The following is a 21,774-nucleotide window of genomic DNA, read 5'->3' on the forward strand; positions in this document are numbered from 1 at the left end:
ACCCACCCCAGAACCAGCGGCGCACCTCCCCCCGGCGCCGCCCCCAGGCACCGACGCTGCCCTGACGTCGGTGCTGACCGAAGAAGGGCCCCGCGGCCTCTCCGTCCCGCGGGGCCTTTCGGCATGCCCGTGACCCACGCCACACGAATATTCGATGACGCGAAGCAACCCTTCACGGCTTTCGCCGATCAAACCTGCCGAAACGAAAAAACAGGGGACAGTGAGAGGGACCTGCCTTCGGAGGGGGATGCAGGTCTCTCTCGCTGTACTCAGCCGGGCGCCCGCTAGGCGTGCCCGCCGGGCTGGTTCTTCGGTGGTACGGCCGGCATCCCCAGGAACGGCAGGCGCAGCGCACCGAAGGCCTCCGCCGGGACCGCCGGGGCCTGCGGTTCCACCGGCTTCAGCCGCTCGTACACCGCTCCCGGTGCCGGCCGCGGGTCCTCCTCGCCCTTGTTCGGCCAGAAGGACATCGCCCGCTCGGCCTGCGCGGTGATCGTCAGCGACGGGTTCACGCCGAGGTTCGCCGAGACCGCGGCGCCGTCCACGACCGAGATCCCTGGGTGGCCGTAGAGCCGGTGGTACGGGTCGATCACACCCGTCTGCGGGGAGTCGCCGATGGGGCAGCCGCCGAGGAAGTGCGCGGTGAGCGGGGTGCCCATCAGCTCGCCGACGTTGCTGCCCGCGAAGCCGTTGATCTCGGCGGCGAGCGCGGTGGCGGCCTCCGTGGCGGCCCTGATCTGCTTGGGGTTGGGGGCGCCGTGGCCCTGGCGGGCGGTGAGCAGGCCCCTGCCTATTCCGTCCGGTTTCAGGTACGTCGTCAGGGAGTTGTCCAGCGACTGCATCACCAGGCCGATGATGGTCCGCTCGGACCAGCGCCGGTTGGAGAGGGAGCGCAGGAGCAGCAGCGGGTGCCTGGCCGCGTTCGTCAGCCAGGCCAGTGCCCGGGAGGAGCCCTCGGCGTACGGCACCTGGAGGATCGACAGGCCGCCCATGGAGTTGGAGCCCTTGCCGTAGCGGACCGGCTCGATGTGGGTGTTCTCGTCCGGGTGGATCGAGGAGGTGATGGCGACGCCCCGCGTGAAGTCGGGCTTCGGCCGGCCGGTCGCCCTGCGGTAGCGGCGGCTGTCGGTCTGCGCGCCGACCAGCGCCTCGGAGTTGGTCCGGGTCAGGTCGCCCAGCCGCTCGGACAGGTACGGCAGCTGGCCGCCGGCCTTCATCCGGTGCAGCAGCGTCTGCGTGCCGTAGGTGCCGGCCGCGAGGACGACCCTGCGGGCGGTGAAGAGCCGGCCCTCACCCTTCTTCTTCCGGTCCGTCGGCAGGGTCGCCACCGCGTACCCGCCGCGCGAGTCGTCCGTGACGGACACGACCGTCGTCAGGGGGTGGACCACCGCGCCCGCCTTCTCGGCGAGGTAGAGGTAGTTCTCGTTCAGGGTGTTCTTCGCACCGTGCCGGCAGCCGGTCATGCACTCGCCGCACTCGGTGCAGGCGTTGCGGGCGGGGCCGGCGCCGCCGAAGTACGGGTCGTTCACCTGCCCGCCGGGCCTGGCCTTCGCCTTGCCGTCGGCGTCCTTGCCGTCGCCGAAGAACACGCCGACCGGGGCGAGGTGGAAGGTGTCACCGACGCCCATCCGCTGCGCCGCCGCCTTCAGATGCACGTCGGAGGGGGTCATCGTCGGGTTGAGCCGTACGCCGAGCATGCGCTGGGCCTGGTCGTAGTACGGCGTCAACTCCTCCTGCCAGTCGGTGATGTCCCGCCACTGGGGGTCGTCGAAGAACGCCTTCGGCGGTACGTAGAGGGTGTTGGCGTAGTTGAGCGAGCCGCCGCCCACACCCGCGCCGGCCAGCACCATCACATTGCCCAGCAGATGGATGCGCTGGATGCCGAACATGCCCAGCCTCGGCGCCCAGAGGTAGTTCTTCAGGTCCCAGGAGTTCCTGGGGAGGGTGTCGCGGGTGAAGCGGCGTCCCGCCTCCAGTACGCCGACCTTGTAGCCCTTTTCCGAGAGGCGCAGGGCGGACACCGAACCGCCGAATCCCGATCCGACCACGATGACGTCGTAGTCGTAGGTGTCCTGAGGCACGGGGGTCTCCTCGTTGGGTTTCGCGTGCGGGCCGTCTGTGGTTGATCGCGCAGTTCCCCGCGCCCCTGGGTGACTCACCTGAGCCGGAAGGTCTTCATGAGCCGGAGACTCGCAGTCATGAAGGCCGCGTACTTCTCGTCCGTCATGCCCAGCGACGGCGCCATCGGCAGCAGCCGCTGCTGGGCCACCGTCTGGGCCTCCGTGTACTTGAGGATGCCCTCGGAGCCGTGGCGGCGGCCGAGGCCGGAGTCCTTCATGCCGCCCATCGGGGACTGGACGCTGCCGTAGGCGGGTGCGTAGCCCTCGTTGACGTTGACCGTGCCGGTGCGCAGGCGGGCGGCGACGTCCCGGCCGCGCGCGGCGCTCCTCGTCCAGACCGAGGAGTTGAGGCCGTACGGCGTGGCGTTGGCGCGCTCGACCGCCTCGTCGTCGCTCTTGAACCGGTAGACCGAGACGACCGGGCCGAAGGTCTCCTCCTCGCACACGGACATGGAGCTCTCCACGCCGTCGAGGATGGTCGGCTCGAAGAAGTACGGGCCGATGTCCGGGCGGGCGACCCCGCCCGCGATGACCTTCGCCCCCTTGGCGACGGCCTCTTCCACATGCCGCTCGACGGTCTTCAGCTGGCGCTCGCCGACCAGGGAGCCCATGTCGGCGCCGTAGGCGAGGGAGTTGCCGAGCCGCATGGCCCGGGTGCGGGCGGCGAAGCGCTCCAGGAAGGCGTCGGCGACCGACTCGTGGACGTACAGCCGCTCGATGGAGATGCAGAGCTGTCCGGCGGAGGAGAAGCAGGCGCGTACGGCGCCGGCGGCGGCCTTCTCGATGTCGGCGTCGTCCAGGACCAGCATGGCGTTCTTGCCGCCGAGTTCGAGCGAGACGCCGACCAGACGGGCCGCCGCGCCTTGCGCGACCTCGCGCCCCGTGCGGGTGGAGCCGGTGAAGGAGACGTAGTCGGCGTGCTTGACGACCTCGGGGCCGACGACCGGGCCGTCGCCGAGGACGACCTGGAAGACGCCCTCGGGCAGGCCGGCCTCGATGAGCAGGTCGCGGGCCCACAGGGCGGTCAGGCAGGTCTCCGTGTCCGGCTTCATCACGACCGCGTTGCCCGCGACGAAGGCCGGCAGCGCGTCACCGACGGACAGTTCCAGGGGGTAGTTCCACGGGGCGATCTGGCCCACGACCCCGCGCGGGTGGCGGAGTTCGGTGACCATCGTGAGCGTGGGCACGGCGCCGGTGTGCCGCTTCGGCCGCAGGTAGGCGGGAGCCTTGCGGCCGTAGTGGCGGGCCGCGACCGCGACGGCCTGCACCTCCTCGTGCGCGTGCAGGCGGGCCTTGCCGGTCTCCAGCTGGATGAGGTCGAGCACCTCGGCCTGCCGCTGGAGCACCAGGTCGTGGAAGCGGAGCAGGACGGCGGCCCGCTGCCGTACCGGGGTCTTCTCCCACCCGGCCTGTGCGGTGCGGGCCGCCTCGAAGGCCTTCTGTACGTCCTCGGGGGTGGACTCGGGCAGGTCGGCCAGCTTCTCGCCGGTGAACGGGGTGTGGTTGGCGGTACGGCCGGAGCCGACGACACCCTTGGTGAGCTGGGCCACCAGTTCCGGGGTGACCACGTCGGCGGCGGTGCGGGCGCCTTCGGGTGCGGGCGCGAGGGGGTTGGTGCCGGTGCTGTCCGGGGCCTGCGTGTCCGTCATGACGCGCAGGGTATGCCGGAGCGGGGCCTTTGTGTACCCGTCGGTAACGGGGATTCACCGAGTGCTCACACGCCGCCAGTGATCACTGGCAGGGAATGTGCTGATCAGGGCGTTGAGGCGGTGACGGGCACAACGATCATTCGAGTCCGGCTTTTTTCGCCAGGAGCAGTCCGAGCGCGGTGCGCGGGGGGCGGCGACGGCGGGGCGGGGGCGACGGGGGCACCGGCGAGGGCGAAGGCCCTGCCGTGGTGCCGGGCTCCGGCGCGGTGCCGGGTCCGCTCGCGGTTCCGGGTGGGGTGCCGGGTCCGCTCGCGGTTCCGGGTGCGGTGCCGGGTCCGCTCGCGGTGTCCGGTTCCGGTGCTGCGCCGGGTTCCCCTGCGCTGTCCGGTTCCGGTGGGAGTCCGAGGTACGCGCGCAGTGCCGTCATGACCTCCTCGGCGCCCGGGCGCTCCGCGGGCTCGGCGGCGTGCAGCCGGTCCAGCAGCGGGCCCAGCGGGCCGGGGTCCGCGTCCCCCAGGGCGGCGCGGAGCAGGGCACCCAGCGACCACAGGTCGCAGGCCGGGCCGGCGCCGGGGCCCGCGGCGCGCTCGGGGGCCACGAATCCGGCGGGCGCGTCCGCCGGGTGCCCGGCGCCCGTGCCGAAGTCGGTGACGACGACCCGCCCGGTGCCGGACTCCAGCAGCACGTTGGCCGGTTTGACGTCCCGGTGCACGATGCCGACGGCGTGCGCGGCGCGCAGCGCACCGAGGACGGCGAGCCCGATCCTGGCGGCCTCGACGGGCGGGAGCGGCCCGCGGCGCAGGACCTCCCGCAGGGACTCGCCCTCCACCAACTCCATGACCACCCACGGGACATGGTCCTCGGTGACGACGTCGTACACGGTGACGGCGGAGGGATGGCGCACCCGGGCGGCGGCGCGGGCCTCCCGGTGGAGCCGGCGGGCGACCCGGCGGATCTCCTCGTCGGCGGCCGGATCGCCGGGCAGCAGCGGCTCCTTGACGGCGACCCGGCGGCCCCGCCCCTGTTCGTCCCGGGCCCGCCAGACGGTTCCGGTGGGCCCGGAACCGAGGCGTCCGGCCAACCGGTAGCGGCCACCGATCAGACGTGCGTCGGGCGGGTGTTCGCCGTCTCCACTCATGTCACATGAGTACCGTGCGCACCACGCCCTTGTCGAAGCGAGGCGGTCAGGCGGCCCACCGGTCCAGGGTGAAGCCGCCCCTTGCCTTCCTCACCTCCACCGCGCCGGCCCCGCCGAAGTGGGCCGGGACGACCAACTCGCGTTCGGCCGCCGCGCGTTCCAGGACCCGCAGCCGGGTCTCGGCCGCCTTTCGCGGGTCGAGGCAGAAGCAGCTGCTGCACTCGGGGTGCAGGATCTGCACCGGGCTGTGCAGCAGATCCCCGACGAACACGGCCCGCTCGCCCCGGGACTCGACGCGCAGGACCGAGGAGCCCGGGGTGTGACCGGGCGCCGCCTCCAGGACGAGGTGGGCGTCGATCCGGTCCCCCGGGCCGGGCCCCGACGTCGAGCTGCTGTGCGGCAAGTACCGGCTCGACCGCAGCCGTACGCATCCGCTGCTGGCGGAGCTGCCGCACGTGGTGCATCTGCCCCACCAGGTCGGCGGCCATCCCGAGCTGCGCACGGCCGTCGACCTGCTCGCCCGTGAGCTGGACGAACGCCGGCCGGGCGGCTGCCTGGCCCTGCCCAGCCTGCTGGACCTGCTGCTGATCTACATGATCCGTACCTGGATGGCGCGGGCGGAGACGGGCGCGTGGCCGGCGGTGCTGGGCGACCCGGTGACGGCGGCGGCGCTGCGCGCCCTGCACTCCGGTCCGGCGGCCCCCTGGACGGCCGACCGCCTCGCCGCCGAGGCCGGCGTCTCCCGCGCCACCCTCGCCCGGCGCTTCACGTCCCTGGTCGGCCGCCCGCCGATGGCCTATCTGACCTGGTGGCGGCTGACCCTCGCGGCGACCCGGCTGCGCACCTCCGACGCGCCGCTCGCGACGGTGGCGCGGGAGACCGGGTACGGCAGCCCGTACGCCCTCTCGCACGCCTTCAGCCGGGAGTTCGGGACCACCCCGGGCCGGTACCGGAACGCCTCGGGAGTCAGGGCTTCGTGACATCCGGGCCGGCCCGGAAGGTGTCGACCGCCACGTCGAAGTACTCCCGCGCCTCCCGCACCTTGCCGACCGGCGCCGACACCCACACGTCGTACATCCGTCCGGCCTCCTCCCAGCACAGGTCGTAGGTGTGGCGCGGGCCCTCCGCCGCGCTGAAGCCGTCCCAGGTGAACTCCCACAGCGCGGCGGGATGCCCGTTGTGCGTGGTGGGGGTGATCCGGCCGTCACGGTAACCGGGGTTGGTGTCCGGGCCCTTGGCGGCCGATCGTTCCACGGCGCCCCGCGGTCCGCCCGGTTGGCGACCGGTCACCTTGACGCCGAGACGGAAGGTCTGGCCGGGCGAGAGGTAGAAGACGCGCTCCCCCTGCGGACTGCGGGTGAAGTCCTGCGGTACGGCGAGGGAGAAGCCGGCCGGGTCGCGGGCGGTGCGGAAACCGGAGGGCGCGGCGCGCGAGCCGGTCGAGACGGGCCCGGTCGGCGTCGGGCGTGTCGCGGTGCGGGTCGGCACGGTGGTGCCGGAGGCCGGGGAGGAGGCCGGCGGCGGCGTCACCGTACCGTCGGGGCTGCCGCCACCCCCGCCGCCGTTCCGGTGCAGCAGCAGCGCCGCCGCCGACACACCGGCCCCGACCAGCGCGGCGACGAGCAGGGCGGCGATCAGCACCCCGCGCGTGGACGTCCGGGGCGGGGGCTCGGCCGCCGGCCCGGACGCGGTGGGCGGCTGCGGCCCGGGGTGCGCGAGGGCCGGCTCGGTGGGCGCGTAGGGGGCGGCGGCCTGCGGCGCACCGGCGCCGCCCTGGCCCCCGGACCACGGCGCGCCGCTCCCCGTGCCCCCGGTTCTCGGCGTACGGCTTCCCGTCGCGCCGGGCCTCGGCGGCCAGGCCCCGCCGATGCGGTGGCCGCGCCCGGCGGCCGGAGTGCCGGCCGGTCCCGGGGCCTCCGGTGTCCGGCCCGTCTCCAGGAACGTCCGCAGCATCTGTTCGGCCGCGGCGGCGCCGAGCCGCCGGTCGGGATCGCGTTCCAGCAGCCCCCGTACGACCGGCAGCAGCGGCTCGGCCTCGGCGGGGGGCCGGATCTCGGCGGCGACCACGGCGTGCAGGATGCCGCCCAGCGAGTCGCGGCGGAACGGCGACTCGCCGCTGAGCACCGTGCACAGCAGCGCGCCGACCGACCACAGGTCGGACTCCGGCCCGGTGCGCAGCCCCGACATCCGCTCCGGCGCGGTGTATTCGGGCGAGCCGACGAAGGAGCCGGTCTCGGTGAGCGTGGTGGCGCCCTCGACCTGCGCGATCCCGAAGTCGGTCAGCACGACCCGCCCGGTGCCGGACTCGATCAGGACGTTCGCGGGCTTGATGTCCCGGTGCAGCACCCCCGCCTCGTGCGCCGTGTGCACCGCGCTGAGCAGGGCGACGCCGATCCGCGCGGCCTCGGCGGCGTCGACCGGGCCCTGCCGCGAGATCCGGTCGGCGAGCGAGCCGCCGTCGATCAACTCCATGACCAGGTAGGGGCGTTCGTCCTGCTCGACCACGTCGTGCACGACGATGATGTGCGGATGCCGCAACTGGGCGACCGCCCGCGCCTCGCGGAAGGTACGGTCCCGGCGGCGCCGCGCGTCGTCCTCGGCGAGGGAGTCGTCCGGGAGGAGTTCCTTGACCGCGACACGCCGTCCCAGCACCTGGTCGACGGCCCGCCACACGACGCCCATGCCGCCACGCCCGATGCGTGCCTCCAGGCGGTAACGGCCCGCGATCACCCGGAAATCGGCGCCCTCGGTCCCCATGAGCCCCATCATGCCGCACCGGACCCATGCGCTCCGGGGCACCGATCGGCCAAGCCGGGCCGATCTACCAGCCTTTTTCGGCCGTATCAGCCGTCGTTCAGCTCTCGTCCGGCTGCTGCCAGCTCTGCAGCACCCACTTGAACTGCTTGCCGGCGTTCGCCCAGTCGTCGGCCGGCGACGACACGTAGACGGCGTACTCGGTGCCGGCGCGCGAGAAGTACGTCTCCTCGATCGCGTGGCGCGGGCCGGACGGCGGATCCTTCTTCAGCGCCGTCCAGGTGTACTCCCACAGCGAGCCCGGGCGGTCGCGGTAGGTGTTCTGCTTCATGGTCACGCGCTTGTAGTCGGCCAGCCGCTGCAGCTGCTGTTCCAGGTCCTTCTGGTGCTCGAAGGCGTTGGGGAAGTCCGGCGAGCTGTCGATGGCGATGCGGACGAAGTGCCGCCCGTGGTCGGGCGAGTAGTCGACCTGCCGCAGGCCGTCGGCGGGAACGCCGACGACCTTCCGGGACCAGCCCTTGGGCAGGTAGACGGTGAAACCCCAGGGGTCCCGGTACGGCTGCCACGAGGCGGGCATGGTTCCGTCGGCGGCCGGCGAGGGGCGACCGCTCGCGGAGGGTGACGTGGCCGGGCCCGCGCTCCCGCTCGACCCGGTGTTCTGCTCCGAGCCTCCGCCCCAGCTCTGGAAGACCACCGCCGTGCCACCGCCGAGTACGGCCGCGACGGCGACGACGAGCGCGAGGGTGCGCAGCCGGCGCCGGGGACGGGGCCGTGCCGCCGCCGGGCCGCCCGCCGTGCCCGGGGGCGTGGGCGCCACGGCCGTCGGACCGGTCGCGGAACGGCCCGGACCCCCCGGCGCTCCGGGGCCGCCGGGTCCGTAGCCGGGAGCGGCACCGCCGGGCCGGTGACCGGGCGTGTGGCTGGTGTGGCCGTAGCCGGAGCCGGCGGGCTCGTAGCCGGCCGCATGGCCGGTGGAGCCGTAACCGGAAGCGGACCCGGCCGAGCCGTAACCGGGAGCGGCCCCCGTGGAGCCGTGGGCCGGAGTGGGATCCGTGGAGCCGTAACCCGGAGTGGACTCGGGGGAGCCGTAACCCGGAGTGGTCCCTGGGGAGCCGTAGCCCGAGGCCGCCGGGTGGCCCGTCCCTCGGATCTGCACGCCCGAGCCCTGCGTCGGGAGGAACGCCTGGGCCGCGTGCGGGCGGCGGCCCTCGGCCGCCTCGGCGAGCATCTGCTCCGCCTCCTCCGCACCCGGCCGCCGGTCCGGCTCCTTGCGCAACAGGGCGGCTATGACCGGGCCGAGCGCACCGGCGTGGCGCGTCTCGTCGGCCGCCTCCTCGACGACCGCCTGCATGGTGCTCAGCGGTGAGGTACGGCGGAACGGCGACCGGCCCTCGACCGCGGTGTACAGCGTGGCGCCGAGCGCCCACAGGTCGGAGGCCGGCCCCGGGTCGTGGCCGCGCACCCGCTCGGGCGCGAGGTAGTCGACGGAGCCGACGACTTCTCCGGTGCGGGTGATGGTGGAGTCGCCCTCGATCTGGGCGATGCCGAAGTCGGTGAGCAGCACCCTGCCGTCACGGCCGAGGAGGACGTTGCCGGGCTTCACGTCCCGGTGCAGTACGCCGGCGGAGTGCGCGGCGCGCAGCGCCCGCAGCACCCACAGACCGATGCGGGCGGCCTCCCGGGGCTCGACGCGCCCGCGTTCCTTGACCGCGTCGGCCAGCGAGTTGCCCTCGACCAGCTCCATGACGATCCAGGGGCGGCCGTCGTGTTCGAGGACGTCGTGCACGGTGACGACCGCGGAGTGGTTGATGCGCGCTGCGGCGCGGGCCTCCGCCCGGGTCCGGGCGAGGAGAACGGCGCGGTCGCTGTCGGAGACGTAGAGCGCGGCGGTCAACTCCTTGACGGCGACCGTCCGGTTCAGTACCTCGTCGTGGGCGCGCCACACCCGGCCCATGCCGCCGCTGCCGATGGAATCGGCGAGCCGGTAGCGGCCCGCTATGAGCAGGCCCTGCATCTGATTCACGTTGCCCCGCAATGCTCTTGACAGGGCCAGGTTAAGGACCACCCTGCCGGCAGGGAACCAGCGGGGTACCAAGGTGACATCACTGTGACGGTTGTCGCCGCCCCCGTGTACAGCGCGCTCAACGCGTGTAGCGGTACGTCGCCGTGGCCTGCTCGTAGAGCCGCGTCACCTCGTCCCGGTCCGCCTCCGGACCGCGGACCTGGACGATGTGGTAACGGCCGTTCAGCAGGATCGCCATGTTCCGCACGAACAGGTCGCGCCCCTGCCCGTCGGTCCAGGTGAACTGTCCCTCGGCCATCGTCCGTCCGCCCACCTCGATGGTTCTCAGGCCGGTGGCCGTGGCCCAGCTGGTGTCCCGGTACGGCTGGAGTTCGCGCTCCTTGTCCCGCTGGTAGGCCATCGGGTCACCGCCGTACGCCGACGCGCTGTCCCTCCCCGGTACGACGATCAGCTCGAAGTTCCCGTGGCTGTACACGACCTGGCCGCTGCCGTTCCTCGGGCTGCGGTCCCAGCCCTTGGCGACGGCCACCTGGAAGCCGTCGGGGTCCGTGCGCAGGGTGAAGCCGTCGGCGACGGACGTGTCGCCGCCGGTCTGGGTCTCGGTGGCGGGCGCACCGCTCTCCGGCGTGCTCTGCCCGGCGGGGGGCTGCTGCCCGGTGTGCGACGGCGCGGGACTCGCCTCCCCCGCGGTGCCGGTACGGTCGCTGCCCGCAGCCGCGTTCTCCCCTCGTCCGGGCATGAACAGCACGGCGTAGGCGATCGCGCCGGCCAGCAGGAGCAGGATCAGCAGGAGCAGCGTCCGGCCGAGGCCGCGCGGGGAACGCTCCTCCTCCCGGGCTCTGGCTCGCTTGTGCCGGCCGTGCGGATGGGCCTCGGGCAGTCCGGCGCGGCGTCGCCGCATCCGCACCAGCTCGCCGCGGCGCCGCACGATCGGCAGCCGGCTCGGATCGGCGGACGGCACGGGTACGACGTGGGTACCGGCGTCCGGCTCGGGCGCGGAGCGCACCAGTGAGCGCAGCCAGCCGTTCAGCTCCTCGAAGTCCAGCCGTTCGGTGGGGTCCTGACGCAGCAGCGACTCCACGACCGGCCGCAGCGGACCGCACTCCTCGGCGAAGGCGGGCGGCTCCGCGCACACCAACTGCACCAGCTCGGCCGTCGACTCCTCCGGGTACGGCGCGTGTCCCTGCACGGCCCGGAACAACAACGCGCCCAGCGCCCAGAGATCGGTCGCGGGTCCGATCGGCGCCGCCAGCTGCCAGTTCTCGTGCACGGGACCGGCCTGCTCCGGCGCCCACCGCTCGGTCACCGGCCCCACGACGGTCATCCGCACCTGCCGCGCCCGCTCGGCCGCCAACGCGGTACCGGGCCCGCGCCGGGTACCGGTCACGGCCGCCGCGGAGTCGTCCCAGCGGGGGCCGGCCTGGGCCTGCTGGGGAAGCGGGGGCGGCGGGTCCCCCATCCGACGGCCGGGGGTGGCGCCGCTCCGGTAGGCGGAAGCGGGTACCTGTCCGGGCACGACCGGGCCCACGGGACGCTGCCCCTGTCCTCCGTAGGGGTCGGCGATGCGGCCGGGCGGTGTCGGGCCGCCGGGGCCGCCGGGGTACGGCGACCGCGTCGTACCGTCGGTCCGGTCGGCGGCGGCGCCGCCCTCGGCGGGCGGCCGGGCCCCGGGCAGGGCGACGCGCCCGCTCTGCCCGGCCTCCTGCACCCGGGCGGCGGCACGGGCGCCCGCGCGGTACGCGGCGATGGCACCGGCGCGGGCGGCACGGATGTCCGCGCCGTTCTCCGGGGACCGCTGCTCCGCCGGGCCGGGCACCCCGGGGCCGCCATGGACCGCGGTACCGCCCTGCGCCCCGTTCAGCCCTCCGGCTGCTCGTGCCTGGATCGCGGCCCGGCGTGCGCCCTCGGGGTCGACGTCCGCGGAAGGGTGCGCGCCCGCTCCGGCCGAACCGCCACCCGGCCCGCCGCCGGAACCGGAGGAAGCCCCCTGCCCGTCGGCGAACGGAGGCACCTCAAGCCCCGCACCCGAGCCGGAGCCGGCCCCGGCCGTCCCGGTTCCGCCCGCCGTGCCCGCCGTGCCCGGGGCTTCCTCCGCGATGCCGTCCTCGGCCGGCACCGGGTCGTACCCGCACAACGCCTCCTCCGCGGCGCCGACGGCCAGGCCGGTCAGCATCACACGGCCGTCGTCGCAGACCAGCACCGTGCGGGCGGTGATGTTGCGGTGCACCCAGCCGTGCGCGTGCAGCACCCGCAGCGCCATGAGCACGTCGGAGGCGACCTCGGCCGCCCGGTACGGGGACAGCGGCTGCTCGGCGAGCAGCGCGGCCAGCGGGCGCGCGGCCACCAACTCGCTGACGATCCACAGCGAACCGCCCTCGGCGAACACGTCGAAGACCTGGTCGAGGCGCGGGTGGTCGGGGATGCGGGCCGCCGCCTGCACGGCGTCGACGGCGCGCCGTACGGCCGGGTCGGCGGGCCGCCGGGTGGCGTTCCGGGCGTCCGCCGTCCGCCGGGCCCCGGTCCCGCGCTCACGCGCGGTGAAGCCTTCGGGCAGTCCCTCCGCGTCGAGCACCTCGGCCTCGACGACCTCCGGCAACGGCACCTGCCGGACGAGCACTTCCTGTCCGCTGTAGGTGTCGAAGGCGCGGCTCTCGGTGAGTTCGTACGCGTCGGAGGGCGGCAACGGCAGGCGGTAGCGGTCGGCGAGCACCCGACCCGCGTAGTCCTCCACTGTGCCTCCCCCGGCCGCCCAGCTGGTCCTATCCGTTCGCGTCGCGACCCGTTTCGCACACGCGTCCGGCCGCGTACGGTCCGCAACCATTCACGATACGTGCCGGAGGCAACCCGCACGGAGTGGATGACGGATTCTCACGCCGCAAACCGCCGCCGGGTGTCTACGACTTGGGCTCGAAGGACGCCGTCAGCGTCTTCCAGGTGTCCTTGCGCAGCGCGCTGTCCCAGTTCGCGGCCTTCGCCGTGTACATCAGCCCGTACCCGAGATGGCCGTTGACCACGAACCCGCGGTCGACGGTGCGGTACTCGGTGCCGTCGTCGTCGACGTAGGTGAACTCCCAGTCGGCCGTGTTCCAGCCGCGGTAGTCCACCTTCTCGATGCGGATCCGGTGGTACTGCGCACGCACCATGCCGCCTTCCTGGTTCCTCCAGTCGGCCACCGGGTCGTCCTTGGGGCTGCCGGTCCAGCCGACGAGCAGCTTCTGCCCGTCCGGACCGGTGTAGCGGTCACCGGCGTCGCCGGTGGACTTGTACGACCATCCCTTGGGCAGGCCGATCGAGTAGCCCTGGCCGGCCTTGCGGGTCGACACCGCCGGCGCGCTCCCGCCGCCCTTCGCGCCGGAGGAGCCGGAGGAGCCGGCCGAGCCGGAGGCGTCGGCGGACGCGCTCGCGTCGACCGCGTGGCCGGACGCGGCACCGGTGCCGGCCGACGACGGGCCCGCCCCGTCCGTCCCTGTCCCGCGGTCCGCGCCCGTGCCGCTCTTGCTCTGCCTGGTGGACGCGCCGGCGCTCGCCGCAGCCCCGGCGCCGCTGCTCTTGCCGCCCTTGCCGTCGTCGCTCAGGGCGAAGGCCAGGACGGTGCCGAGCACCGCGAGGACGACCACCACGGCGATGATCACCAGCGTCCGCTTGGGCACCACGTCGGTCAGCGGCGCCCTCGGCACCGGCCGCGGCGGCAGGTCCAGGTCCGGCGGCGGCATCACGGGCCAGCCCGAACGCGGCTTGTTCGGGCTGGAGTTCGGTACACCGGCGGCATCCGGGGCCGGGCCGCCCGGCCGTCCCGCGGATCCGGCTCCGTGGCCGCTGGGGGATCCGGGCCGCGCGACACCGGACGACGCCGGGCGCGTACCGCCGGGGACGGCCGGGCGCATACCGCCGGCCGTGGTGCCGCCCGCGCCCGCCGCCTCACCGGCGCCCGGCGCGGCCGTGTCTCCGCCGCTCTTCGTCCGCGCCGCCGCGGCGGTTGCCGCCGCCCCGGCCGCCTTGCGGACCGACCGCAGCGCGCCGCGCAGCTTCTCCGCGGCCTCGTCGCCCCGCTTGCCCCCGCCCCGCTCGTCCTCGGACGGGCCGGGCTGGGCCGGCAGCGGAACCACCCGGGTGGCGTCCATGGGCTCCGGCTCGGGCGCGTGGATCACCTTGTTGAGCATCGCCCGGGCGCCGGCGTCGTCGAGCCGCTTGGCCGGGTCCTTGGTGAGCAGGCCGTAGAGGACGTCCCTGAGCGGGCCCGCGTTCTTGGGCTCGTCCAGGGGCTCGGTCATCACCGCGGTGAGCGTGGCGATCGCCGAGCCCTTGTCGTACGGGGGGACACCCTCGACCGCGGCGTACAGCAGCCCGCCGAGCGACCACAGGTCGGCCGCCGGGCCGGGCTTGTGGCCGCGGGCCCGCTCCGGGGAGATGTAGGAGGGGGCGCCGACGAGCATGCCGGTGGAGGTGATGGACGGGTCGCCCTCGACCTGCGCGATGCCGAAGTCGGTGAGGACGACCCGGCCGTCCTCGGCGATGAGCACGTTGGACGGCTTCACGTCCCGGTGCAGGATGCCCTCGCGGTGCGCGGAACGCAGCACGTCGAGGATGGCGAGGCCGACCTCGGCGGCGCGCTTCGGCTCCAGCAGTCCGTCCTCGCGGATGACCTCGGCGAGGGACTTGCCCTCCACCAACTCCATGACGATCCACGGCCGGTCGTCCTCGTCGACCACGTCGTAGACCGTCACCGCGCTGTTGTTGCGGATCCGGGCGATCGCCTTGGCCTCACGCAGGGTGCGCGTGATCAGGCGCCGCTTCTCCTCCTCGTCGATGTTCGACGGGAACCGCAGCTCCTTGACGGCGACCGTCCGGCCCAGGGTCTCGTCCTCGGCGCGCCAGACCGTGCCCATGCCGCCCCGGCCCAGCACGTCTCCCAGCCGGTAGCGCCCGGCGAGGAGACGACGCTCGCTCTTGTCCTGACGAGTCTCCTGGCGAGATGTACCCGCCCGCTCCGCCTCCGACATGCGTCCCCTCATACAACCCGCCCTGACAGAGGCTCCATTGTCTCTCACCCGACAAGTGCTCAATGCCCAGGGGCCCCTCCGGCCGGGCCGGGCCAACCTGCCGGAAGCCGGGCGAAGTGCGCGTACTGCTCACGGGGGTGACGGCCGTTCGGCTGCCGTACCCGCTCCCCGCGCGCACCCGGCCGGTCAGCCGAGCGGCACGATGTCCGGGGCTCCCAGCCGCGCCGCGTCCGCCGTCTGGTCGTCGGGCTGGAGCTGGGACTCGCGCTCGGCCTCCACCCGCTTCTCGTAGTGCTCGACCTCGCGCTCGATCTGGTCCTTGTCCCAGCCGAGGACCGGTGCCATCAGCTCGGCCGCCGTACGGGCGCTGCGGGTGCCCCGGTCGAAGGTCTCGATGGATATGCGGGTGCGGCGGGTGAGGACGTCGTCCAGGTGCCGGGCGCCCTCGTGCGAGGCGGCGTACACCACCTCGGCGCGCAGATAGTCGTCGGCGGCGGCCAGCGGCTCGCCCAGGGCGGGGTCGGCGGCGATCAGGTCCAGGACCTCCTCGGCCAGGGAGCCGTACCGGTTCAGCAGGTGCTCCACGCGGGCCACGTGCAGTCCGGTGCGGGCGGCGATCCGGGCGCGCGCGTTCCACAGCGCCTGGTACCCCTCCGCGCCCAGCAGCGGGGTCTCCTCGGTCACGCACTCGGCGACCCGCATGTCCAGGCCGTGCACGGCCTCGTCGACGGCGTCCTTCGCCATCACCCGGTAGGTGGTGTACTTGCCGCCCGCCACGACCACGAGTCCGGGCACCGGGTGGGCGACCGTGTGCTCGCGGGACAGCTTGCTGGTGGCGTCGGACTCCCCGGCCAGCAGCGGGCGCAGACCGGCGTACACGCCCTGCACGTCGTCGCGGGTGAGCGGCACCGCGAGCACCGAGTTGACGTGTTCCAGCAGGTAGTCGATGTCGGCGCTGGACGCCGCCGGGTGGGCCTTGTCGAGGTCCCAGTCGGTGTCGGTGGTGCCGATGATCCAGTGCCGGCCCCAGGGGATGACGAAGAGGACGGACTTCTCGGTGCGCAGGATCAGGCCGGTGGTGGAGTGGATGCGGTCCTTGGGCACGACCAGGTGGATGCCCTTGGAGGCGCGGACGTGGAACTGGCCGCGCTCGCCCACCATGGCCTGGGTGTCGTCGGTCCACACGCCGGTGGCGTTGACGATCTGCTTGGCGCGGACCTCGTACTCACCGCCGCCCTCCACGTCCTGCACCCGGGCGCCGACGACCCGCTCGCCCTCGCGCAGGAAACCGGTGACGCGCGCGCGGTTGGCCGCCTTCGCGCCGTAGGACGCCGCCGTGCGCACCAGGGTGGCCACGAAGCGGGCGTCGTCCATCTGGGCGTCGTAGTACTGCAGGGCGCCGACCAGGGCGTCCTTCTTCAGGCAGGGGGCGACGCGCAGTGCGTGACGGTGGGACAGATGGCGGTGCAGGGGCAGGCCCCGGCCGTGGCCGCGGGCCATGGACATCGCGTCGTACAGGGCCACGCCCGAGCCCGCGTACAGCCGCTCCCAGCCCTTGTGCTGCAGCGGATACAGGAACGGCACCGGCTTGACCAGGTGCGGGGCGAGCCGCTCCAGGAGCAGACCGCGCTCCTTCAGGGCCTCGCGCACGAGCGCGAAGTCGAGCATCTCCAGATAGCGCAGACCGCCGTGGATGAGTTTGCTGGACCGGCTGGAGGTCCCGGACGCCCAGTCGCGGGCCTCGACCAGACCGGTGGACAGGCCGCGCGTGACGGCGTCCAGCGCGGTGCCCGCGCCCACGACTCCGCTGCCTATCACCAGGATGTCCAGCTCGCGCTCCGCCATCGCCGCCAGTGCCTCGGCGCGCTGCGCCGGCCCCAGAGTCGCTGTCCTCACCGCTGCCTCCCGCTGTCGCACACTCGCTCGCGTCGGCCGCACCCGGCGGGCGAAGCCCGGTTCGTCCCCTCCTCCTGCCCAAATTCTGACGGGACTGCCGTACTTCAGCCACCACGGACTCCCAACCTGTGGACAACTTGCGCACAACCCTGGAAGACACACGGAGACACACGGACACAATCAGACATAACGGTCATATATGTACCTAGTCTGACATAGCACTCGCTCACCCTGTCGGCAGCGGTTGCGTACCTGTTCCGCTTCGGCTACTGGGAAGGACGGCCCACGCATGCCCTCAGACCTCGCCGTCATCGGACTCGGCCCCTACGGTTTGCCGCTCGCCCAGGCCGCCGTCGCCGCAGGCATCGCCACCATCGGCTACACGACCGGCCCCGAGGCGGGTTCGCTCAGCCCCGCCGAGCTGCGCCGGATGCACGCGGCGGGGTTCCGGCCCGGCACCGACCCGGCCCAGCTCGGCCGGGTGCGCACCGCGGTGATCTGCGCCTCGACCCCGCGCGGCGCCGACGGCGGGCTCGACCTCGGCCAGGTGGAGGCGGCCGCCCGCACGCTCGCCGAACGGCTCCGCCCGCACACCACGGTCATCCTGGAGTCGCCCGTGCTGCCCGGGACGACGGAGGAGTTCCTGCGGCCCCTGCTGGAGAAGGGCTCCGGGCTCCGCGCCGGCCGCGACTTCCACCTCGCCTACTCCCCCAGCCGGGTCGACCCCGGCAACCGCGAGCACACCCCCGCCAACACCCCCAAGGTCATCGGCGGCCTCACCCCCGCCTGCACCGAGTCGGCCGCCGCCTTCTACGGCCGGCTCACCGACAAGGTGGTACGCGCGCGTGGGCTGCGCGAGGCCGAGACGGTGCAGCTGCTGGAGACCAATTTCCGGCATGTCAACATCGCGCTGGTCAACGAGATGGCCGTGCTCTGCCACGAGCTGGGCGTCGACCTGTGGGACGTGATCCGCTGCGCGGAGACCAAGCCGTTCGGTTTCCAGGCGTTCCGGCCCGGACCCGGCGTCGGCGGTCACGGCGTCCCCCAGGACCTCACCGGCCACGCCACCCGCACCCTGCGCCTGGTGGAGCTGGCCCAGCAGGTCAACAGCCGGATGCCGCGCTACGTCGTCCAGCGCGCCGCCACCCTCCTCAACGAGCACGGCAAGTCCGCCCGGGGCGCCCGCGTGCTGCTGCTCGGCGCCACCTACAAGCCCGACCTCGCCGACCAGCAGGGCACACCCGCCCAGGAGATCGCGATCCGGCTGATGGAGCTGGGCGCCTCCGTGAGCTACCACGACCCCTATGTGGCGTCCTGGAACGTGCTGGACCGCCCGGTACCGCGCGCGGACGCGCTCTACGAGGCCGCCGCCGAGGCCGACCTGACGATCCTGCTGCAGCACCACCGGACGTACGACCTGCAGGGGCTCTCGGTGAAGGCCCAGCTGCTGCTGGACACCCGCGGGGCCACGCCCACGGGGGCGGCGCACCGGCTCTGAGCGCGGTCACGAACGGAGAACAGCCGGGGGCGGTGTCGTCCCCGGCTGTTAGTCTCCCCCGGACTCGCCGCACACGGATGCGCGGGTGCCTTCCGTTCCCGTTGTTCAGTCATGCTCCATCTCGGGGGAATTCCTGTCATGAGCCAGTCAGCTCCACCGCCTCAGCCGCCGCAGTCCGGTCCGGTGGCCGGCAACCCGTACGCCCAGCAGGCCCCCGCCCCGGCCCCGGCCCCGGGAGCGCCGTACCCGGGAACCCCGTACCCGCCGCAGCCGGGCGCCTTCGCCGCGCCGCCGGCGCCGCCCGCGCCGGTCCGGAACAACCTGGCGCTCGGCCTGGTGGCCGCGCTCGCCGCCGCCGTGGCCGCCGCAGCGCTCTACGGGCTCATCGCCGGTGCCACCAAGCACGAGATCGGCTACGCGGCCGTCGGCGTCGGCTTCGTCATCGGTGTCGCGGCCGGCAAGGCGGGCGGCCGCAACCCGGCCCTCCCGGTCATCAGCGCCGCCCTGGCGCTCGGCGCGGTCTACCTCGGCCAGCTGGTCGGCGAGGCGATGATCATCGCCGATCACTTCGGCGTGAGCTTCAACGAGGTCTTCTTCAAGAACTTCGGGGACGTCCAGGACGTCTGGAAGGAGAGCGCCGACCCGAAGACCTTCCTCTTCCTGGTCATCGGCGCGGCAGCCGCGTTCACCGGCTCCAGGAAGGCCGCCCGGTAGAGCCGCGGCCGCACGGGAGAGGGCCCGCCCACCGCACGGTGGACGGGCCCTTCGCGTACGACGACGGGTCAGCGGCGGTGCTGGCTGTCCGCCACCGTGACCTCGACCCGCTGGAACTCCTTCAGCTCGCTGTAGCCGGTGGTGGCCATCGCACGGCGCAGGGCGCCGAAGAAGTTCATCGAGCCGTCGGGAGTGTGGGACGGGCCGGTGAGGATCTCCTCGATCGTGCCGACCGTGCCCAGGTCGACCTTCTTGCCGCGGGGCAGCTCCTCGTTGACCGCCTCCATGCCCCAGTGGTGGCCCTTGCCGGGCGCGTCCGTGCCGCGGGCCAGCGGGGAGCCCATCATCACCGCGTCGGCGCCGCAGGCGATCGCCTTGGGCAGGTCGCCGGACCAGCCGACCCCGCCGTCCGCGATCACGTGCACGTACCGGCCGCCGGACTCGTCCATGTAGTCACGGCGGGCCGCGGCCACGTCGGCGACGGCGGTGGCCATCGGGACCTGGATGCCCAGGACGTTGCGCGTGGTGTGGGCGGCGCCGCCGCCGAAGCCGACCAGGACGCCCGCCGCGCCGGTGCGCATCAGGTGCAGGGCGGCGGTGTAGGTGGCGCAGCCGCCGACGATCACCGGGACGTCCAGCTCGTAGATGAACTGCTTCAGGTTCAGCGGCTCGCTGGAGTGCGAGACGTGCTCCGCCGAGACCGTCGTACCGCGGATGACGAAGATGTCCACGCCCGCGTCCACGACCGCCTTGGAGAACTGGGCGGTGCGCTGCGGGGAGAGCGCGGCCGCGGTGACCACACCGGAGTCGCGCACCTCCTTGATGCGCGCGCCGATCAGCTCCTCCTTGATGGGCGCCGCGTAGATCTCCTGGAGACGGCGGGTCGCCTGCTCGGCGGGCAGCCCGGCGATCTCGTCCAGCAGCGGCTGCGGGTCCTCGTGCCGCGTCCACAGGCCCTCCAGGTTGAGGACGCCGAGGCCGCCCAGCTCGCCGATGCGGATCGCGGTGGCCGGGGAGACGACCGAGTCCATGGGGGCGGCCAGGAAGGGCAGCTCGAAGCGGTAGGCGTCGATCTGCCAGGCGATCGAGACCTCCTTCGGGTCCCGCGTACGGCGGCTGGGGACGACGGCGATGTCGTCGAAGGCGTACGCCCGGCGGCCGCGCTTGCCTCGCCCGATCTCGATCTCAGTCACGTCTGTGGCCTTTCCCTGATGCGTTGCAGCGCCTTCCAGTATCGCCGACGGGTACGACAACGGCGGCCCCGGATGCTCCGGGACCGCCGTGGGTGAGCTTCACGCGCGCGTGGGCGTCATTTTCCGCTCGTCACTTCTCGCTGCTGCAGCTCGTCACTTCTTGCTGCTGTAGTTCGGCGCCTCGACCGTCATCTGGATGTCGTGCGGGTGGCTCTCCTTCAGGCCCGCCGAGGTGATCCGCACGAACCGGCCGTTCGCCTGCAGGTCGGGCACGGTCCTGCCGCCGACGTAGAACATCGACTGGCGCAGGCCGCCGACCAGCTGGTGGACGACGGAGGACAGCGGACCGCGGTAGGGCACCTGGCCCTCGATGCCCTCGGGGATCAGCTGCTCGTCGGAGGCGACGCCCTCCTGGAAGTAGCGGTCCTTGGAGAACGACCTGCGCTCGCCGCGGGTCTGCATGGCACCGAGCGAGCCCATGCCGCGGTACGACTTGAACTGCTTGCCGTTGATGAACAGCAGCTCGCCCGGCGACTCCTCGCAGCCCGCGAGCAGCGAGCCGAGCATCACCGTGTCGGCGCCAGCGACCAGGGCCTTGGCGATGTCACCGGAGTACTGCAGACCGCCGTCGCCGATGACCGGGACACCGGCGTCCCTGGCGGCGAGCGCGGCCTCGTAGATCGCGGTGACCTGCGGGACGCCTACGCCGGCGACCACGCGCGTGGTGCAGATGGAGCCCGGTCCGACACCGACCTTGATGCCGTCGGCGCCCGCGTCGACCAGGGCCTGGGCGCCGTCGCGCGTGGCGACGTTGCCGCCGATGACGTCGACGCCGGAGGAGTTCGACTTGATCTTGGCGATCATGTCGCCGACCAGCCGGGAGTGGCCGTGCGCGGTGTCCACGACGATGAAGTCGACACCGGCCTCGATGAGGGCCTGGGCACGCTCGAAGGCGTCACCGGCCACACCGACCGCGGCGCCGACCAGCAGTCGGCCCTCGGCGTCCTTGGCCGCGTTCGGGTACTGCTCCGCCTTGACGAAGTCCTTGACGGTGATCAGGCCCTTGAGGACGCCCTCGCCGTCCACCAGCGGCAGCTTCTCGATCTTGTGCTTGCGCAGCAGCTCCATGGCCTCCGGGCCGGAGATGCCGACCTTGCCGGTGACCAGCGGCATCGGGGTCATGACCTCGTGCACGCGGCGGCTGCGGTCGCTCTCGAAGGCCATGTCACGGTTGGTGACGATGCCGAGCAGCTTCTTGTCGCCGTCGGTCACCGGGACACCGCTGATGCGGAACCGGGCGCACAGGGCGTCGGCCTCGGCGAGGGTGGCGTCCGGGTGGATGGTGATGGGGTCGGTGACCATGCCGGACTCGGAGCGCTTCACCAGGTCGACCTGGTTGGCCTGGTCCTCGATGGAGAGGTTGCGGTGCAGCACGCCGACGCCGCCCTGGCGGGCCATGGCGATCGCCATCCGGGACTCGGTCACCTTGTCCATGGCGGCGGACAGCAGCGGGATGTTGACCCGCACGTTCTTGGAGACGTACGAGGCGGTGTCGATCTCGTCGGGTGCCATGTCCGACGGGCCCGGCAGCAGCAGCACGTCGTCGTAGGTCAGCCCGAGTGTCGCGAATTTTCCGGGCACTCCGTCGACGTTGGCAGTCATGACACCTTCCCCAAATGGCCTTGATCGGTGCGGATGTCCATGCTAACGGGAAGCACCGCTAGCAAATTCCACGGTACGGCCACGCTTCAGGCTTCGTATGTTCGTACGGAAACGGCGGCGCACCTGT

Annotated in this window: 12 protein-coding genes and 2 pseudogenes; 3 read left to right on the top strand and 11 right to left on the bottom strand. The window is 73.2% G+C overall.

Annotated elements, in window-relative coordinates:
* Positions 1–284 precede the first annotated feature (284 nt).
* From ABT171_RS02685 to ABT171_RS02700, 4 genes and pseudogenes are all read right to left on the bottom strand, one after another.
* Positions 285–2,081 (bottom strand): GMC family oxidoreductase N-terminal domain-containing protein, encoded by a 1,797-nt coding sequence (locus ABT171_RS02685; protein WP_351238971.1) that lies wholly within the window; start codon positions 2,079–2,081, stop codon positions 285–287.
* Between the two features lie 74 nt (positions 2,082–2,155).
* Positions 2,156–3,769: a succinic semialdehyde dehydrogenase gene (locus ABT171_RS02690; protein ID WP_351238973.1), complete on the bottom strand. Its 1,614-nt coding sequence runs from the start codon at positions 3,767–3,769 to the stop codon at positions 2,156–2,158.
* 136 nt (positions 3,770–3,905) lie between these two features.
* Positions 3,906–4,907 carry a protein kinase domain-containing protein gene (locus ABT171_RS02695; RefSeq protein WP_351238975.1) on the bottom strand — a complete coding sequence of 334 codons (1,002 nt, stop codon included), beginning with the start codon at positions 4,905–4,907 and terminating at the stop codon, positions 3,906–3,908.
* A gap of 46 nt (positions 4,908–4,953) precedes the next feature.
* Positions 4,954–5,268: pseudogene (locus tag ABT171_RS02700) on the bottom strand (MBL fold metallo-hydrolase); the annotation flags it as partial.
* A gap of 7 nt (positions 5,269–5,275) precedes the next feature.
* On the opposite strand from ABT171_RS02700, the pseudogene ABT171_RS02705 reads away from it, so the two are divergent.
* Positions 5,276–5,887 (top strand): annotated as a pseudogene (locus ABT171_RS02705) (AraC family transcriptional regulator); the annotation flags it as partial.
* Here the strand turns inward: ABT171_RS02705 and ABT171_RS02710 are convergent.
* The 5 genes from ABT171_RS02710 to ABT171_RS02730 all read right to left on the bottom strand — a co-directional run bounded on the left by ABT171_RS02710 (position 5,874) and on the right by ABT171_RS02730 (position 16,580).
* Complete coding sequence (locus ABT171_RS02710) at positions 5,874–7,664, bottom strand: serine/threonine-protein kinase (protein ID WP_351238977.1); 1,791 nt, start codon at positions 7,662–7,664, stop codon at positions 5,874–5,876. The pseudogene ABT171_RS02705 and the gene ABT171_RS02710 overlap by 14 nt on opposite strands.
* 97 nt (positions 7,665–7,761) lie before the next feature.
* The gene (locus tag ABT171_RS02715) at positions 7,762–9,675 is read right to left on the bottom strand and encodes a serine/threonine-protein kinase (protein WP_351238979.1); all 1,914 of its coding nucleotides are present in this window, start codon (positions 9,673–9,675) and stop codon (positions 7,762–7,764) included.
* Between the two features lie 127 nt (positions 9,676–9,802).
* Positions 9,803–12,415: a serine/threonine kinase C-terminal domain-containing protein gene (locus ABT171_RS02720; RefSeq protein WP_351238981.1), complete on the bottom strand. Its 2,613-nt coding sequence runs from the start codon at positions 12,413–12,415 to the stop codon at positions 9,803–9,805.
* A gap of 163 nt (positions 12,416–12,578) precedes the next feature.
* Complete coding sequence (locus ABT171_RS02725) at positions 12,579–14,684, bottom strand: serine/threonine-protein kinase (RefSeq protein ID WP_351238983.1); 2,106 nt, start codon at positions 14,682–14,684, stop codon at positions 12,579–12,581.
* A 186-nt stretch (positions 14,685–14,870) separates the two neighbouring features.
* Positions 14,871–16,580: a glycerol-3-phosphate dehydrogenase/oxidase gene (locus ABT171_RS02730; RefSeq protein ID WP_351238985.1), complete on the bottom strand. Its 1,710-nt coding sequence runs from the start codon at positions 16,578–16,580 to the stop codon at positions 14,871–14,873.
* A 289-nt stretch (positions 16,581–16,869) separates the two neighbouring features.
* Between ABT171_RS02730 and ABT171_RS02735 the strand changes: the two genes are divergently transcribed.
* The gene (locus ABT171_RS02735) at positions 16,870–18,078 is read left to right on the top strand and encodes a nucleotide sugar dehydrogenase (protein ID WP_351238987.1); all 1,209 of its coding nucleotides are present in this window, start codon (positions 16,870–16,872) and stop codon (positions 18,076–18,078) included.
* Between the two features lie 138 nt (positions 18,079–18,216).
* Positions 18,217–18,792, top strand: a complete 576-nt coding sequence (locus ABT171_RS02740) for a hypothetical protein (RefSeq protein WP_351238989.1) — start codon at positions 18,217–18,219, stop codon at positions 18,790–18,792.
* A gap of 68 nt (positions 18,793–18,860) precedes the next feature.
* On the opposite strand, the gene ABT171_RS02745 is transcribed toward ABT171_RS02740, so the two are convergent.
* A complete protein-coding gene (locus ABT171_RS02745) occupies positions 18,861–19,985 on the bottom strand; it encodes a GuaB3 family IMP dehydrogenase-related protein (RefSeq protein WP_351238991.1) in 1,125 nt (374 codons plus the stop codon).
* Positions 19,986–20,138: 153 nt separating this feature from the next.
* The gene (gene guaB, locus ABT171_RS02750; RefSeq protein WP_351238993.1) at positions 20,139–21,647 is read right to left on the bottom strand and encodes an IMP dehydrogenase; all 1,509 of its coding nucleotides are present in this window, start codon (positions 21,645–21,647) and stop codon (positions 20,139–20,141) included.
* Positions 21,648–21,774: the final 127 nt, after the last annotated feature.

It is taken from the genome of Streptomyces sp. NPDC001851 (assembly GCF_040297165.1).
Taxonomy (GTDB): Bacteria; Actinomycetota; Actinomycetes; order Streptomycetales; family Streptomycetaceae; genus Streptomyces.

What these genes read in the sequence shown, in the direction of transcription:
- ABT171_RS02725 (WP_351238983.1), bottom strand. Translation starts at nt 14,684, where the DNA reads ATGTCGGAGGCGGAGCGGGCGGGTACATCTCGCCAGGAGACTCGTCAG.
- ABT171_RS02715 (WP_351238979.1), bottom strand. Translation starts at nt 9,675, where the DNA reads ATGCAGGGCCTGCTCATAGCGGGCCGCTACCGGCTCGCCGATTCCATC.
- ABT171_RS02740 (WP_351238989.1), top strand. Translation starts at nt 18,217, where the DNA reads ATGAGCCAGTCAGCTCCACCGCCTCAGCCGCCGCAGTCCGGTCCGGTG.
- ABT171_RS02695 (WP_351238975.1), bottom strand. Translation starts at nt 4,907, where the DNA reads ATGAGTGGAGACGGCGAACACCCGCCCGACGCACGTCTGATCGGTGGC.
- ABT171_RS02710 (WP_351238977.1), bottom strand. Translation starts at nt 7,664, where the DNA reads ATGGGGACCGAGGGCGCCGATTTCCGGGTGATCGCGGGCCGTTACCGC.
- guaB (WP_351238993.1), bottom strand. Translation starts at nt 21,647, where the DNA reads ATGACTGCCAACGTCGACGGAGTGCCCGGAAAATTCGCGACACTCGGG.
- ABT171_RS02735 (WP_351238987.1), top strand. Translation starts at nt 16,870, where the DNA reads ATGCCCTCAGACCTCGCCGTCATCGGACTCGGCCCCTACGGTTTGCCG.
- ABT171_RS02690 (WP_351238973.1), bottom strand. Translation starts at nt 3,769, where the DNA reads ATGACGGACACGCAGGCCCCGGACAGCACCGGCACCAACCCCCTCGCG.